The sequence below is a fragment of the Massilia cavernae genome (genome assembly GCF_003590855.1).
In the GTDB taxonomy this organism is placed as follows: Bacteria; Pseudomonadota; Gammaproteobacteria; order Burkholderiales; family Burkholderiaceae_D; genus Telluria_A; species Telluria_A cavernae.
The window spans coordinates 15450-31713 of record NZ_QYUP01000153.1 but is presented as its reverse complement, the minus strand read 5'-3'; the positions used below and the strand labels follow the sequence as shown (position 1 = coordinate 31713).

Sequence of the window (16264 nt, the reverse complement as noted above, 5' to 3'; positions counted from 1 at the left end):
CGATCATCTCCTTTTGTTTTAATTAGAGTGGGTTGACGCGGCGCGTCACCTGCTCTGCATGCAGGCGGCGACACTCCTCGTCGGTGAACAGGCGCGAACGCGTGAGGAAGCGCCGCCCGGTTCCGTTATCGAGCGAGAACATGCCGCCGTTGCCATCGACGACGTCGATGACGAGCTGCGTATGCTCCCAGTAGGCGAACTGCTCGAGCCCCATGTAGAACGGCGCCCCGCCCAGGTTGCCGAGGTAGACATCGGTGTCGCTGATGTTGAACTCCCCGGCCGGATAGCACATCGGCGCGCTGCCGTCGCAGCAACCACCGGACTGGAAGAACATCACCGGGCCGTGCCGCTTGCGCAGCTGGCCGATCAGCGACAGGGCGGCCTCGGTCGCGGTCACCCGTTCAAGCGCGTCGTTCATGGGGATCTCCTTATCCGCGCGTCAGAAGAAGCCCAGCGCTTTCGGGCTGTAGCTGACCAGGAGGTTCTTGGTCTGCTGGTAGTGGTCGAGCATCATCTTGTGGTTTTCGCGGCCGATGCCGGACTGCTTGTAGCCGCCGAACGCGGCATGCGCCGGATACAGGTGATAGCAGTTGGTCCACACGCGGCCGGCCTGGATCGCGCGGCCGACCCGGAAGGCGCGCGCCCCGTCGCGCGTCCACAAGCCGGCGCCGAGGCCGTACAGGGTGTCGTTGGCGATCGCCAGCGCTTCCGCTTCATCCTTGAAGGTGGTCACCGACACGACGGGCCCGAAGATCTCTTCCTGGAAGATGCGCATCCTGTTGTTACCCTTGAAGACTGTAGGACGCATGTAGTAGCCGCCTTCCAGCTCGCCGGCCTGCACGTTGCGCTCGCCGCCGGCCAGCAGCTCGGCGCCCTCCTGGCGGCCGATGTCCATGTACGACAGGATTTTTTCCAGCTGCTCCTGCGAAGCCTGGGCGCCGATCATGGTCGATTCGTCCAGCGGGTTGCCCTGTTTGATGGCTGCCACGCGCGCCAGCGCGCGCTCGATGAAGCGCTCGTAGATCGATTCCTGGATCAGCACCCGCGACGGGCAGGTGCATACCTCGCCCTGGTTCAGCGCGAACATCGCAAAGCCTTCCAGGCACTTGTCGAAGTAGTCGTCGTTCGCGTCCATCACGTCTTCGAAGAAGATGTTGGGCGATTTGCCGCCCAGTTCCAGCGTGACAGGGATCAGGTTCTGCGCGGCGTACTGCATGATCAGCCGGCCGGTGCCGGTCTCGCCGGTGAACGCAATCTTGGCGATGCGCTTGTTTGACGCCAGCGGCTTGCCCGCCTCCAGGCCGAAGCCATTGACGATGTTGACCACGCCCGGCGGCAGCAGGTCGCCGATCAGCTCGAACAGCACCATGATCGAGGCCGGGGTCTGCTCCGCAGGCTTGAGCACTACGCAGTTACCGGCTGCCAGCGCGGGCGCCAGCTTCCATACCGCCATCAGGATCGGGAAGTTCCATGGAATGATCTGGCCGACCACGCCGAGCGGCTCGTGCAAGTGGTAGGCATAGGTTTCGTTGTCGATCTGCGCCACCGAGCCTTCCTGGGCGCGGATGCATCCTGCGAAGTAGCGGAAGTGGTCGATCGCCAGCGGGATGTCGGCCGCCATCGTCTCGCGGATCGGCTTGCCGTTGTCGATGGTCTCGGCGGTCGCGATCAGCTTCAGGTTCTGCTCCATGCGGTCGGCGATCTTGTTCAGGATATTGGCGCGCTCGGCCTGCGAGGTCTTGCCCCATGCATCCCTGGCGGCATGGGCGGCGTCCAGCGCGATCTCGATGTCCTCGGCGGTGGAGCGAGCGATTTCGCAGAATGGCTGGCCGGTGATCGGCGTGAGGTTGACGAAGTATTCGCCCTTGACCGGGGCGACGAATTTTCCGCCGATGTAGTTGTCGTAGCGTTGTTTGAACGGGTTGGCGACGCCCAGTTTGCTGATGTCCGCGAGATTCATGTCATCCTCTTTCTGTCAGAAGTAGTTGTTGGACCGTTTGAGCAACGGCGTGTGTCAAGCACACTCCTGACATTCGCAAGCACCGTGCCAGCCCCTTCCGGCATGACCGCCGCAGGATGCGGCGCGTAAGCGGCGCGTGCCGCGCGGCGCACCACCTGTCCCAAACTGGAACAGGTGTCACATCGCTCAACGTATCGCCACGCCCCACGGCAATTCACCGACCGTGATGTCGGCCACGCGGGTGGCGCTGGCGGTGTCGATCACCGAGACGCTGTTGGAGCGTCCGTTGGCCACGTACAGCTTGCCGCCGTCCGGTGTCAGCGCCATGTTCCACGGCCGCTTGCCGACGCCGATCGTGGCGCTGACGGTATTGGTGGCTGTATCGATCGCCATCACCGTGCCGTCGGTGCCGTTCGACACGAATACCTGTCGGCCATTCGGATGCACGGCGATGCCGTTGGCGTTTTTGCCCGCAGGGACCCGGGCAATCGCCTTTTGCGTCGCCAGGTCGATCACGTACACAGTGTTGACCAGCTCGCAGGCCACATAGGCGGTAGCCCCATCGGGCGAGAAGCCGATACCGCGCGGGCGCAGGCCGACCGCAATCGAGCCGGCCTGGCGCCGCTGCGCCACGTCGATCACGTCGACCTGCTCCGCGTCCTCCGCGCTGACCAGAAGCCAGCGTCCGTCCGGGCTGAACACCGCATGCTCCGGGTTCTTGCCGCGCACCTTGATGTCGGCCACCTGCTGCAGGGTGTGCGCGTCGATCAGGGTCACCGTATTGCCCTCTTCGACCGCGACGGCCAGGTAGCGGCCGTCGGCCGACGCACTCACGCCTTCGGGCGAACGACCCAGCGGCACCTGGCGCGCCGATGCCGTGCCGCCGGTATCGATCACCAGCAGCGCGCTGCTGGCGGCGTCGGTGACGTACAGGCGGCGGCCATCGGCGTCCATGGCGATGCCGCGCGGCCGCTTGCCCGCCGCGATGTCGCGCACGACAGCGCCGCCGGCCACGTCGATCACGCTGACCGTGCCGGACTTTTCGTTCGGGACGTAGGCGAAGGGAGCCGCCATGGCGGCTTGGGCCAGGCCGGCGACGGCGAAGGCCGCCAGCATTCTCTTGCTCGAATTGTTCATTGTGTTCGTCTCCAGTGAGCGCGCGGGACGCGCGCGTAAGCGCATCGAATGCAAGCGCCATGCCATTCAAGCAAAAAGGCAGGCTGGCAGGTATATTGCTTACCGACGGATAGACGGGCTACCTGCAATCAGGCCGAAGCGCCCGGCAATCAAATAATGGAGACCACATGCAGCACACATTCACTACCAGGCTCAATGCCGTCGCCGCGCTGTTCGCGGCCGGCAGCGCCTCGCTCGGCGTGCCGGCATTCGCCGGCGACGCGCCTCCCAACATGCCTGTCGTCGTAGTCAGCGGCAGCCGCGTCGAGCACAACAGCTTCGACCTGCCGGCCGCGATCGACGTAATCGACGCCAGCCGCATCCGCGACAGCCAGCTGCGGGTCAACGCCTCCGAGTCGCTGGTCGCGGTACCCGGACTGGTGGCCAATAACCGCCAGAACTACGCGCAGGACCTGCAGATCTCGTCGCGCGGCTTCGGCGCCCGCTCCGCCTTCGGCGTGCGCGGCGTACGCCTGATCGCGGACGGCATTCCCGCATCGATGCCCGACGGCCAGGGCCAGGCCGCCACCTTCAACCTCGACATGGCCGAACGCATCGAAGTGCTGCGCGGTCCTTTCTCCGCCATCTACGGCAACCACTCGGGCGGCGTGATCCAGTTGTTCACGCGCGAGGGCGCCGGACGGCCGAGCATTGAGACCAGCCTCGCCGCCGGCAGCTACGGCCAGCGCAAGGTCGACGTCAACGCGCAGGGCCAGGCGGGCACGCTCGGCTACGTCGTCGACGCATCGCGCTTCGAGACCGACGGCTACCGCGACCACAGCGCCGCGCAACGCGACCAGGCCTTCGCGAAGCTGACCACAACGCTTGGCACAGGCACCCGCATCACGGTTACCGCCAGTACGCTGCGCCAGGACGATACACAGGATCCGCTCGGCGTCACCTGGGCCACTTTCCAGCGCGACCCGCGCGCCGGCGAAATCGACGCGACCGACACACAGGTGCCGAAGCGCACGCTGGCCGAGCGCTACAACACACGTAAGAGCATCGAACACCACCAGGCCGGCATCTCGTTCGAGCAACGCTTCGGCGACGACCGCTTGCGCGTGATGGCCTACGGCGGCAACCGCCAGGTCATCCAGTACCAATCGTTCTCGCGCGGCTTCCAGGCGCCGGCCAGCCATTCGGGCGGGGTGGTCGACTTCGACCGCGACTTCCATGGCGCGGACATCAATTGGCTGGCGGTGCGCCAGCTGGGCGGGGGCAAGCTGAGCACCACCATCGGCGTCGACTACGGCCGCTCCACCGACGAACGCAAGGGCTTTGAAAACTTCGTGGGCGCCGTGTTCGGCGTGCGCGGCGCACCGCGCCGCGACGAAACCAATGTGCTGACCAACGCCGATCCCTACGCGCAGGTCGAATGGGAAGGCGGCCCGTGGGTGCTGACCGGGGGCGTGCGCCGCAGCAGCCTGGAGGTCGAGGTGGAAGACCATTTCCTCTTGAACGGCAACGACAGCGGCAGCGTCGACTACAACAAGACCACCCCAGTGCTCGGCATGCTGTACAAGGTGTCGCCGGTACTGAACGTTTACGCCAGCGCGGCGCGCGGCTTCGAGGCGCCGACGCTCAATGAGCTGTTCTACTCCAGCGGCGGCGCGGGCTTTAACTTAGGCCTCAAGCCGGCCAGCAGCCGCCATGCGGAAGCGGGCGTCAAGGCGATGGTCGGCGCCCACACGCGCATCAATGCGGCGCTGTTCGACGTACGCACCGACGACGAACTGGTGGTCGACACCTCGGCCGGCGGACGCACCAGCTACCGCAACGCCAGCAAAACGCAGCGCCGCGGCGCCGAGATCTCGCTCGACACCAGCTTCGGCATCGGCTGGAGCGCCAGGGTCGCGCTGACCGCGCTGCGCGCAACTTACGAAACCCCGTTCGGCGCCGTGCGCGCAGGCGCGCGCCTGCCCGGAGTGCCTGGCAAGAACATGTTCGCTGAACTGGCATGGGCCGACCGCGCCGACCGCTTCGGCGCAGCGCTTGAAGCAGTCGCCAGCGGCAAGGTGTACGCGGAAGACGCCAACGCGGAAACGCCGGCGCCTGGCTACGCCGTGGCCAACCTGCGGCTGCAGGCGAAACAGTCTGCCGGCGGCTGGAAGCTCAAGGAGTTCGTGCGGGTGAATAACCTGTTCGACCGCAGCTACGTCGGCTCGCTGATCGTCGGTGACACCAACAAGCGCTATTATGAAGCGGCTCCCGGACGCAACTGGATGGCGGGCGCCAGCGCCGAATACACGTTCTAATGGAGGTTTCGGCTGCGCCCGCGGGCGCAGCCGGTCCGTGGGATCAGAAGGCGTAGCGGACGCCCACGACGAAGGAACGCGGCGCGCCGGGCGCCACGAAACGCGCATGTTCGGCATCCACCGGTCCATCATGAGGGGCCAGCAGGCGGCCGGATGGGAACAGGTCGGGCGCGACCGCGCCGTAGGTCTCGTAGCGGCGATCCAGCACATTGCTAACGCGTGCAAACAGCTCCCACCTTCCATTGAGCACGAAGCGCGCGCGCAGTCCGAGCAAGCCGTAGCCGCGCACGCGCCAGTCCGCGCGCTCCTGAGGCTCCCCTTCCTCGGCATCCTCCACCAGTCCATCTTCGTTACCCTGGGAGACGATGCTCGACACGCCATGCAGGTCGGCGCCCAGCACCAGGCCATGCCCCACCTTCCAGTCCACGCCCAGCTTGCCTGTGTGGCGCGGCATGCCTGCGATTCGGGTGCCGCGCTCTACCTGCACGTTGCGCGCGCCGGTAAACAGTTCGCCATCGGCGTCGTACACCGCTTCGAGGTAGCTGTACGAGGCGCGCACGTCGACCTTGCCGTACTGGCGGGCGAAGGACGCGTCGATGCCCTGGTGCCGTGTGCGCGCGAAGTTCGAGAAGTAGCCTTGCCGCGAAGGACCCGAACTGAGGAACAGGATGTCGTCGCGGTTGGCGGTGCGGTGCAGCGATACAGCGTAACTCCCGCCGCTCACGTTGCCGCGCACGCCGAACTCCATTGAGCGCGCCACCACCTGCTTCAGGTAGGGATCGGCCTGCAGGCCGACCGGCAGCCGGCAGGGATGCTCGGGATCGGCGCAGCCAAGCTCGATCACCGTCGGAACCCGGTTCCCCTGCGCGATGTTGGCGAACAGGGACGTACCCGGGCCCAGCGCATGCGCAATGCCAAGCGAAGGATTGAGCTTCTTGTACGTGAACGCCTCGGCGGGCTGGACGCCGCGCTCATTGGTGAGCGTGTTGCCTACCCGCGCATGGTTGAAGCGTGCCGAAACGGTGAGCTGGGTGGCCGGCCCCAGCGCCCAGCTGTCGGCGATGTACAAGCCGAAGGCGCGCGAGCGGCCGGTCACCGAGGCCGAGGGTTCCGGCTGTTCGTCATCATCCGCGATCACCTCGCGGCTGCCGTCGATGAAGGCTTCCTGCTCGAACTGCGCGTAGCCGACGCTGGCGCGGTCGAAAGTGGCGCCGGCGTCAATGCGGTGAGCGCCGCGAAGGGCGCTGAAGGCGGCGCTGAAACCCTGGCCGCGCTGGCGGGTCGAAGTCGTATTCAGCACGCCGGGATGGATCGCGGCGCCCTCCCCGCGCGTGACGCCGCACGCGTCGGGATCGTCGGCTTCGCCATCGGCGCTGAAACCGTCCTCGCAGTCCTCGACATAGTCGTCGTAGTCCTCGCCGATGTCGCCGTTGACGGTATCGCGGCGGCTGTCGCGCGCATAGGCGGTCAGCGCCAGCTCGCCGCCTTCGGGCAGCTTGCGCGTGTAGTTCAGCGTCCCCTGCGCCAACCGGTTGCGGGTCGTGTCCGGATGCGTGTAAACCGCGCGGCGGTCGTCCTCATACAGCGGGTCGGGCAGCAGCCCGTTGCCCAGCAGGCGGCTGCGCCCCGCAAGCAGGGTCGCGCTCCAGGCGTCGGCCCCGGCAGACCTGCCCACCTTGACCAGCGCGTTCGCCAGGCGGCCGTCGGAATGGTCGCGCCATCCCTCTTCATCGAACAAGGTTGCGCCTATGAAGCTGTGCCAGCCGTTCTCGCCGCGCGTGCCGAACGCGAGGTCGGCGCGCTTCCTGCCATTGGCTCCCAACGACATTTCGACGTCGGCGCCCGGGCTGGTCAGCCCGGACCTGGTTTGCAGCGCCAGCGCGCCGCCAAGCGTATTGAGTCCGTACAGCGGATTCGATCCCGGCACCAGCAGCAGGTTCGAGATTGCTGCCTCGGGCAGCATATCCCAGTTGACCACGTCGCCGAACGGCTCGTTGACGCGCACGCCGTCGAGGTACACCGAGATGCCCTGCGAAGTGCCGAGCACCGGCGAGGCCCGGAAGCCGCGGAAGGTAAGGTCGTTCTGGAACGGGCTTCCCGACACTTCGTTGACGTTAACGCCATTCAGGTTGCGCGCCATGAATTCGGCCAGGTTGTCGCCGCCTGCCTTGCGCAGCTGGCGCTCGCTTGCACTTTGCACTGGATACGGCAACAGCCTGCGGTCGATCCCGAGCCCCTGCAGCGGGGCGATGCCGATGATCTCGATACTGAGCATCGCGGCCGCAGTGCGCTCCTGGGCCATGGCGGATGGCGCCAGCAGCGCCAGTGCCAGCATGCGCGCCATGCGCCGCATGCGGAGAGGCCGGTTCATGGCTTGACCACCTGCACGCCGTGGCGCGCGAATATCCGGGCCAGCTCACCGCTCTCGGACAGCTCATTCATGGCCTTCTGCAGCAGCCGCGCGGTATCGGTGTCGTCCTTCTTGACCGCCATCCCGACCGCCCAGCCCGAACGCGGCATCCGCGGGAACGCCACGTCGTGCAGCGGGAAGGCCGAGTCGCCCCTGAACACGGATTCGATCTCCGAACGCTTGGCCAGCACCGCATCGAGTTCGCCTTCCTTGAGCTTGTGCAGCGCCTCGATCGCGCTCGGGTAGATGCGCACGGTGTCGCGGAAGCGGCCGTTGCCCTCACCCAGCAGCAACATGCCGGAGATCGACACCTTCTCGACGCCGACCTTCCTGCCGGCCAGGGCGTCGATGCTGTCGAACGCGGGAATCCTGCCGGCGTTGCGCACCAGGCGCACCGTTTCGACGTGGTAGGGCGCGAAGATCCGCACCTGCTCGTTGCGCGACATGAGGTGCTTGTCCACTGGTACGTGCAGCATCACGTCGGCAGGTCCGTAGCCAAGGTAGTGTCCTTTCCAGACCATGTGGCGCAGGTCGTCGGCGACCTCCTCGTCGGCGGGAAACGGCAGCAGCACCATGCGCAGCCCCAGCTTTTTGGACAGCGCCTGGGCGAGGTCGACGTCGATGCCCTCGCCGTTGTTCGAGAACGGCGCGAGCTCCTTGTACACCGCCACCTTCAGGCTGCCCGACTGCCTGATCTTGTCCCAGTCGGCGCGCACTGGAAGGCTTGCGCCCAGCAGGCAGGCCGCCGCCAGCAGCGCGCGCATGGCGCCTGCACGATAGCTCAGCATCGCAGCCTCCTTATTTGGTTTCGCGGCGTGTTTCGAGGTAGGTCTTGATGGCCCACATCGCTTCCTGGTTGAACACCCCCTCGAACGGCGGCATGTACACCGCCCCATTCCTGACTTTGCCGGTACGTACCGAGGCCAGGTAGTAGTTGTCCATCTCCTTGAAGCAGGCTTGCTTCTTCGCTTCGACCTTCATGCCGACGCAGTCGCGGTCGAGATGGCGCAGGTCGGGGGCGATGCCGCCGCTGACCGCGTCGATGCCGTGGCAGCGCGCGCAGTTCTGGTTGTAGGCGGAAGTGCCGACCTTCAGCGCCTGTTTGTTGGTACTGAACGGGTTCTGGTCGCGCCACTTGTCGCCCAGGGCCGGCAGGCCGGTGGTGTCGACGCCCTGCGGGGTAACGGGGCCATGCCCATGGGCGGCAAGCGAGGCAAGGAAGGCCGCCGTTGCGATGGCGGCGGCGGCGAGTTTGCGGATTGGGTGGTTCATGCTGTTGTCTCCTACTGGTTTTAAGTTTTGGATATACCAGGTAGGAGCAATTGCTGTGCCACGCCGCGCACGCAGGGCTGCGGCGGCGCGTTGTCCCAAAACGGAACAGGTGTTACATCGGCTGGTGTGACAGCGGGAGGCTGCCTGGGTACAGCGCGGCGAGCGTGTCGCTGGCGATGGCGGTGATGGCGCTGTCCAGGCGCGCGCTGGCGGCGCCCGGCGCCTCGTCGCGCAAGGCTTGCCACGGCGCTCCGCCAGCCATGAGCTTTGCCGCCGCGCGCTCGACCTCGGCCTGCCAGAACGGCGGAGCTTCGCTCTCGACGAAATTGCCGCGCCCTCGCCCGAAGTGTGCCACCGCCAAGTAGCGCAGCACGCTGGTCACCAGCAGGGACTGGAGGAACTCGTCGGCGAACTGCATCGTGGTCTGGCTGCGGTCGGTGGTGGTGTTGAAGCCCCAAGCCACGCCGGCCATGGTGAGCGCGCCGACGATGCCACCCAGGATCGCACCCGCGCCGAAAGTGAGGCCGCCCGCCATCAGGTCGGCCGACAGGCCGGTGGCGGCGCCAGAGACCACGGCGCCGAGCAGGCCCGCCTGCGCCTTGTCGACCGGCGCGCGGACCGCGAAGTTCTCGCGTACGCGCGCGTTGATTTTAGCCGCGGCCGCCGGGTCTAGCTGATGCAGCTTAAGGAGCTGCGCGGTGGCCGCGTTGATGCTGATATTGAGGCGCTCGACCAGCTGCGCCATCGCCTTTTCCTGGCGCTGGCGGTCGCTTTTGGCGAGACCGACCGCCTTCATCGCCGACCTGGCCAGGCTCTTTTCCTCCTCTTCGATCGCTTGCCTGTCCTGCGCCGCGGCGGCCAGCTGCGACGAGACCAGGCGCATCGCCGCGTGGAAGCGCGCGAGGTTGTTGGCTTCCCACGTTGCGAACAGGCGCGCGTAGCCCGCGCGCTTGGATTCGTCCACCAGTTTCCCGACCGCTTCGTAGAACACGCGCTCATGCACCCAGCAGCGCGCGAACGCGTCCAGCGCGAGCACCTCGCGCACCACCGGGTAGCGGTCCAGATGCCGCTTCCAGCGCGCCTGCTCGGCCTGTTCGGCGGCGGCCGGCTGGGGCGGGCCAAGCTGGTTGAGCAGCACCACGACCGGCTTGCCCAGCCACTCGAGGATCTTCATTTCGGCCGGCAGGTAGCCGGCATCATCGGGATTCTCCGACGAGTTGACCAGGTAGAGCACCACGTCGGCGGCCTCCTTCGCCGTGCGCAGCGCCTGCTGGCTGAGCCAGAACGGCTTGTCGCCGTAGCGGTCGATCACTTCGCGCAGGAACCAGCCGATCGGATTGCCCGACATCGCAAGGCGCTTTAGCAGCCGCACCGAATCGCCGAAGCCGGGCGTGTCCCACAGGTGCAAGGTGTCGCCCGCGTCGGACGTCAGCAGCGGATGCGATTCGGCCAGCGTGGTGACGTGGGCGGCGTCGCGCACTTCGCCCACATCGACGCCGACCAGCGTGCGCGCCAGCGTGGTCTTGCCGTTGTTGGTGTGCGAGATCAGCGCAAACTGGATCTGGACAGGAGCCTGGTTCATGGTGCTTTCGAAACAGCGGGGCCGGCACCGCCGTCTACAGGGCGGCGTTCGGGATGCAGCAGGTTGACGATGGTGGCTGGCGCGTGGTGGTAGTTGCAGAACTGCTGCCACAGCGCGATGCGTTCGGCCAGGCGCGCTTCGGCGCCCCCCATGCGCTCGAGGAAGGCCGACTCGTCCACCAGCACGGCGACGCCGCGCGGAGAGGCACGCTTCACTTGCTCGAGGAAGGCGCCGTGGTTTTCCTTTTCGGGCGTGGCGGCGAGGTTGAACAGCACTGCCGTCAATGTGGCCTCGTCCTCGCCGGCGCCCTGCGGTAGCTGGGCGGCGTCCTCGCCGTAGGCGCTCGATGGGCGCAGCATCACGCGCGCCTGCTCGCCGAGCAGCATGTGCGCCAGCGTGGCCAGCCCGCGGTCGCGCGCTTCGTCCAGGGTGAAGCTGTAGGGCAGCACGCGCAGCACGCCGGGCGCGGTGGTGCCGGCCTGCCCGCCCAGCTTGCGGAAGTAAGGCTGGTCGAGGTCGATCGGGAAGTTGCGCGACAGGCCGCGCGCGCGCCAGTGCGCATACAAAGCCATCGCAAGGCGGGGCAGCACGACTGCCAGGAACAGCGTGGCGGCGTACAGGTGGACCCAGCGCGCGCCGGCGGCCGGCGCCTGCGGCTGCGTGAAGCGCAGCGCCTCGATCTCGGCAAGCGAAAACGGCTGGATACTGAATAGCGCGGCGGCGGGCGCGAACAGCACCGACAGGATCGCGTGCACCTGGGCGCCATTGAGGAAGGTGCTTTCCCAACCGGCGATGTATTGCGACAGGAAACCGCGCGCATACAGCGACAGCATGGCGCCGACGCCGAACATGGCTGCGGCCAAGTGGAAGGTGCGGGCCAGCCGCGCGCGCGTGAGGCGGTCGCGCAGCGACGCCCACTCGGACATGAACGACAGCAGCGCCACCGACAGCACCTGCGGCAGCTTGCGCTTGATCGCGCTCTTGCCCGCACTGGCGCGGCGCAGCAGCTTCTTGCTGGCCCACCCCGTATCGCGCGACGGGACAAACAACCAGGCCAGCAGGATCACGTACACCAGCAGGTTCCAGCCGATGATCGCCAGCAGCGGCGCGGACAGCAGGTCGACCCGGTGCGGGTCGCTGATGCGGTCAAGCCCGGCGCCGAGAATCAGCCCGGCGACCGGCAGCGCGATCGAAAAACCCTTCAGGCCGGGGCGGCGCTGCGCGAACGCGGCAAACGCGGGAATGCGCTCGGACAGGCGCTTGAGGATCAGTTCGGAGCGCTGCTGCAGGAAGTGCTCGCTGGTGACAGCGGTGCGGCTGTCGGACGCCTGCCACTGCGCCAGCTCCTTGGCGCTGCGGCTCGCATACATGCGGTCGTCCGGGCTCAGGATTTCGCTCTTGATGTCCATCGTTTCGATGGCGCGCACCAGCACCACGTCCCTTGCGACCTGTTCGTTCATCTTTGGCTTGTATTAATTGGCAATATTAACTTGCCAATTGTGCCGCACTTTTACGCCGCACGGTTGTCCAGCCGCCCGAGGACTTTTTCGCGGTTGGCGAGGACGAAGGCGATGAAAGCCGGCTCCTTGACGGCAAGCCGGACCGGGCCGGGCATCAGCGCGTAGCAGCAGGTAGCCACGGTACGCACCGCGTCGTCGTTTTTTAGCGTGCGCGAGTAGTAAAACTACTTGCGCGCATTGACTTCCAAATAGTTGCGGAGTAGATTTTGCCAAGGACTAGCGTGCCTGTGGTTAGAAATGGTAGTCAAAATACATCAATAAACGACCTCGACAAGAGGCGAGACAACGGAGACGACAATGCAATTTCGCCGGACAGCACTTTCCGCGTTGCTGGGCTGTGCCCTGCTCGCAAGCCCAGCATGGGCGGCCATCAACCCCACCAAACTTGGCGCCAGCTACGACGCCACCAAGTCCAACGTGACGTTCAAGGTGTATTCGAGCCGCGCCTCGCGGATCGAACTGTATCTCTACAGCACCGCCACCGGCACTGTCGAGAAATCGAAGGTCGTGATGACGCCCGAGGCGGGCAGCGTGTGGACCACAACGATCCCCGTTGCCACACTGAACGGCCAGGGGCTGTCCGGCACCCTGTATTACGGCTACCGCGCGTGGGGGCCGAACTGGCCGTACAGCGCGAGCTGGGTGAAAGGCTCGGGCACCGGCTTCATCACCGATGTCGACGCAAATGGCAACCGATTCAACCCGAACAAGCTGCTCACCGATCCGTACGCGCTCGAATTGAGCCACGACCCGACCACACCGGCGATGAGCAATGGCACCATTTATGCCAGCGGCGCCACCTACCGCAACATCGACAGCGGGTCGAGTGCGCCGAAAGGCATCGTGCTTGCGGGCGATACCCAGTCCATCGGCGCCAAGCCGACGCGCGCGCTGAAGGACGACGTGGTCTACGAAGTCCACGTGCGCGGCCTGACGAAGAACGACACCACCATCCCGGCGGCCTACCGCGGCACCTACAAGGGCGCGGGCCTGAAGGCGGCCAGCCTTGCCAGCCTGGGCGTGACGGCGATCGAGTTCCTTCCGGTGCAGGAAACGCAGAACGACACCAACGACGCGGACCCAAACAGCAATGCTGGCGACAACTACTGGGGCTACATGACCCTGAACTATTTCGCGCCCGACCGCCGTTACGCGTACGACACGACGCCGGGCGGGCCGACGCGCGAGTTCAAGGAAATGGTGAAGGCCTTCCACGACCAGGGCATCAAGGTGCTGGTCGACGTGGTGTACAACCACACCGGCGAAGGCGGCGCCTGGTCGCAATCCGACAAGACGACCTACAACCTCTACGGCATGCGCGGGCTGGACAACCCGACCTACTACAGCCTGACCTCGGACAAGCAGAACTCGTGGGACAACACCGGTGTCGGCGGCAACTACAACACACGCAACCTAGCCGCGCAAAACCTGATCGTCGATTCGCTGGCGTACTGGCGCGATACGCTCGGCGTGGACGGCTACCGCTTCGACCTTGCTTCAGTCCTCGGCAACACCTGCGAACACGGTTGCTTCAACTTCGACAAAATGGACTCCGGCAATGCGCTGAACCGCATCGTCGCCGAACTGCCGCCCCGCCCTGCCGGCGGCGGCAGCGGCGTCGACCTGATCGCCGAACCGTGGGCGATCGGCGGCAACTCCTACCAGGTGGGCGGATTCCCGTCGGGCTGGGCGGAGTGGAACGGCATCTACCGCGACATGGTTCGCCAGTCGCAGAACAAGCTTGGCTCCGCCACGGTGACAACCGGGACAATGGCGACGCGCTTCGCCGGTTCGAGCGACCTGTACGGCGATGACGGCCGCAAGCCGTGGCATTCGGTGAACTTCGTCACCGCCCACGACGGCTTCACACTGAAAGACCTGTACAGCTGCAACACCAAGAACAACCTGCAGGCCTGGCCATTTGGCCCGAGCGACGGCGGCGAGGACAACAATAACAGCTGGGACCAGGGCGGCATTGCGAGCGACCAGCGCAAGGCGGCGCGCAACGGAATGGCGCTGATGATGCTGTCGGCGGGCGTGCCGATGATCGTCGGCGGCGACGAGGCGCTGCGCACGATCAACTGCAACAACAATCCCTACAACCTCGACTCGAGCGCGAACTGGCTGGGATGGACGCGCACCACCGACCAGGCCAACTTCGAGGCATTCAGCAAAGGATGATTGCATTCCGCAAGGCGCACCCTGCGCTGCGCCCGGCGAATTTCTATTCGGGCGTAGACAACAATGGCAACGTGATGGAGCAGCTGCGCTGGTTCAAACCCGACGGCGCGGTGGCCGATGCCGCGTATTTCAATGACGCCGCCAATCATGCCATCGCATGGCGCATCGACGGTACGGAATTCGGCGACACGGCATCGGCGATCTATGTCGCCCACAATGCATGGAGCGGACAGGTGAACTTCACCCTGCCATGGCCGGGAGCGGGCAAGAGCTGGTATCGCGTGACCGATACATGCACGTGGGCGGAAGGCGCGTCGCAGGTGCGCGCACCGGGCGCGGAAGATGCGGTCGGCGGCGAATTCACCAGCTACGGCGTGTGCGGGCGGGGAACGCTGGTACTGATCGCTAAGTAACAGTGAAAACGGCCCGCCTTGCGCGGGCCGTTTCGCCTGGTTCGCAATCAGCGCGCCAGCGTCCAGCTATTTACCGGTTTTCTTGCCAAGCCGCTTTTCCCGTTCGCCCGCCTGCTGCGCAGCGCCAGGGCCGGTCGACGACTGCTGCGACCCGGCATGCTGACTCTGCTCCATGCCGCCATAGCCGGATTTCCTCGGCAGGCCAAGGCGATCCTCTTCGGCGCGAGCCTCGATGCGTTGCGCCTGCTGGCGCGAACTCCAGCCGGCTTGCTGCGCACCCGCCCCACCCCGCTCGCCGGCTTGGGAGCCGCCGAATCCGGACTGCTCCGAACCGGACTCCTGGTTACCGGCACGTGGTGGCCCCGCGCCTGGCGCACGCGTCTGCATGCTGTCGGGCGCCACCCGGATCGCCTTTTCCCGCGCGACGCTTTGCCCCTTGCCACCCTGGCTTTTCTTCGAGCCCATGTTTCGCTCCTCCCAAGAATGCGCCACTCGTGCGCCTCCATGCGATGATGCGCCCGCGAGGCGCATGCTTGTATCGGAGTGGGGAGCGCGGATTTGTAGGAAGCGGCCCACCTTCCAGATGAGCTCGGCGGACTGGCTAGAACAGCGGCACCACCGGGCTGACTTTCATCCCGCGCTCGCCGATCATCCGCGTCAAAGCGTCGATCCTGTCCTGCATCGACGACGTAGCGAAACGCACATTGACGATGGCGTTAGCGCCCAACTGGGCGGCCTGCGACTTCATGCGTTCGATCGCGTGGTCGCGCGATTCGTTCAGCAGCTCGGTGTATCCCGTCAGTTCGCCACCGACAATGTTCTTCAGCCCCGCCATGATGTCGCGGCCGACGTGCTTGGCGCATACGGTGCTGCCCGAAACCACACCATGGCAAACTGAGATGGTCTTGCCCGGAACGGTTTCGATATTGATCATGAGCATGGCAGGGCCCTTAAAAATTGATCAAGTGCACGGATTGTAGTGAAGATCGTGGTGTTTTGACAGCCCTTTAGGGGCGCCTATGCGACCCGCATGAAACATGCCCGACAAGTTCAAATCGTACAGATCGGGATAGGGGGCGGCCACAATGACCGCGCCCCTCCCACACCACCCGGCATGCGGGTCCGCACCGGGCGGTTGAAACGGTTGAGGTCTGCATGCCTATACCCGAACATGCAGCCTAGGTTCATCTGGCCCCGACCCGGCCGATTTGGTTCTTCGCTGTCACCGTGCACCAGGCTTCACCTGATGCGCGTTGCGTGACGAGCCCCGTATCCGGGCATCTGAAGCATATCCATCTCAGATGGTCAGGCAGAATCGCCCTCCCGCTCCTTCGGCCCTTCGTCGGCGGTATTCGGCCTTCCCGGCCCAGCCTCCGACTACTACGACCTCTGCTGACTTCTCGTTCCGGCTTTCACCGTCGCCCTTTCAGACATAAGACGAGATCTCCCCAGGTAAGAACGCACTCCTTCCCTGCACAACCGCCGGATCTAC

At 65.7% G+C, this 16264-nt stretch carries 14 protein-coding genes; 3 read left to right on the top strand and 11 right to left on the bottom strand.

Translation table 11 applies throughout. The annotated features are described in order from the left end of the window. Positions 1-22: 22 nt before the first annotated feature. The 3 genes from D3872_RS21055 to D3872_RS21045 all read right to left on the bottom strand — a co-directional run bounded on the left by D3872_RS21055 (position 23) and on the right by D3872_RS21045 (position 3097). Positions 23-418 (bottom strand): DUF779 domain-containing protein, encoded by a 396-nt coding sequence (locus D3872_RS21055; RefSeq protein WP_119812641.1) that lies wholly within the window; start codon positions 416-418, stop codon positions 23-25. A 21-nt stretch (positions 419-439) separates the two neighbouring features. After that, positions 440-1960 (bottom strand): aldehyde dehydrogenase, encoded by a 1521-nt coding sequence (gene adh, locus D3872_RS21050; protein ID WP_119812640.1) that lies wholly within the window; start codon positions 1958-1960, stop codon positions 440-442. A 186-nt stretch (positions 1961-2146) separates the two neighbouring features. After that, positions 2147-3097 (bottom strand): beta-propeller fold lactonase family protein, encoded by a 951-nt coding sequence (locus D3872_RS21045; RefSeq protein ID WP_182915884.1) that lies wholly within the window; start codon positions 3095-3097, stop codon positions 2147-2149. Between the two features lie 167 nt (positions 3098-3264). On the opposite strand from D3872_RS21045, the gene D3872_RS21035 reads away from it, so the two are divergent. Further along, on the top strand, positions 3265-5394 hold the full coding sequence (locus tag D3872_RS21035; protein ID WP_119812637.1) for a TonB-dependent receptor family protein: 2130 nt from the start codon (positions 3265-3267) through the stop codon (positions 5392-5394). A 43-nt stretch (positions 5395-5437) separates the two neighbouring features. Here the strand turns inward: D3872_RS21035 and D3872_RS21030 are convergent, their stop codons facing one another. The 6 genes from D3872_RS21030 to D3872_RS25835 form a co-directional block, all read right to left on the bottom strand. Continuing rightward, positions 5438-7765, bottom strand: a complete 2328-nt coding sequence (locus D3872_RS21030) for a TonB-dependent receptor (RefSeq protein WP_229459451.1) — start codon at positions 7763-7765, stop codon at positions 5438-5440. Continuing rightward, a complete protein-coding gene (locus D3872_RS21025; protein WP_119812636.1) occupies positions 7762-8592 on the bottom strand; it encodes a substrate-binding periplasmic protein in 831 nt (276 codons plus the stop codon). Before D3872_RS21025 ends, D3872_RS21030 begins: the two co-directional genes overlap by 4 nt. Before the next feature lie 10 nt (positions 8593-8602). Beyond that, complete coding sequence (gene pedF / locus D3872_RS21020) at positions 8603-9076, bottom strand: cytochrome c-550 PedF (protein ID WP_119812635.1); 474 nt, start codon at positions 9074-9076, stop codon at positions 8603-8605. A gap of 112 nt (positions 9077-9188) precedes the next feature. After that, a complete protein-coding gene (locus tag D3872_RS21015; protein WP_119812634.1) occupies positions 9189-10658 on the bottom strand; it encodes a DUF3482 domain-containing protein in 1470 nt (489 codons plus the stop codon). Continuing rightward, complete coding sequence (locus tag D3872_RS21010; RefSeq protein ID WP_119812633.1) at positions 10655-12118, bottom strand: DUF2868 domain-containing protein; 1464 nt, start codon at positions 12116-12118, stop codon at positions 10655-10657. Before D3872_RS21010 ends, D3872_RS21015 begins: the two co-directional genes overlap by 4 nt. A gap of 50 nt (positions 12119-12168) precedes the next feature. Beyond that, entirely contained in the window at positions 12169-12306 is a 138-nt protein-coding gene (locus tag D3872_RS25835) for a hypothetical protein (RefSeq protein WP_182915883.1), read from the bottom strand. 169 nt (positions 12307-12475) lie between these two features. On the opposite strand from D3872_RS25835, the gene D3872_RS21005 reads away from it, so the two are divergent. Both D3872_RS21005 and D3872_RS26100 read left to right on the top strand, forming a co-directional pair. Further along, positions 12476-14359 (top strand): isoamylase, encoded by a 1884-nt coding sequence (locus D3872_RS21005; RefSeq protein ID WP_220476976.1) that lies wholly within the window; start codon positions 12476-12478, stop codon positions 14357-14359. Next, on the top strand, positions 14356-14772 hold the full coding sequence (locus tag D3872_RS26100) for a hypothetical protein (protein WP_220476975.1): 417 nt from the start codon (positions 14356-14358) through the stop codon (positions 14770-14772). Before D3872_RS21005 ends, D3872_RS26100 begins: the two co-directional genes overlap by 4 nt. A gap of 66 nt (positions 14773-14838) precedes the next feature. On the opposite strand, the gene D3872_RS21000 is transcribed toward D3872_RS26100, so the two are convergent. Beyond that, positions 14839-15237, bottom strand: a complete 399-nt coding sequence (locus D3872_RS21000; RefSeq protein WP_119812632.1) for a hypothetical protein — start codon at positions 15235-15237, stop codon at positions 14839-14841. 136 nt (positions 15238-15373) lie between these two features. After that, positions 15374-15712, bottom strand: coding sequence for a YbjQ family protein (locus D3872_RS20995; RefSeq protein ID WP_119812631.1), 339 nt, complete (start codon positions 15710-15712; stop codon positions 15374-15376). Positions 15713-16264: the final 552 nt, after the last annotated feature.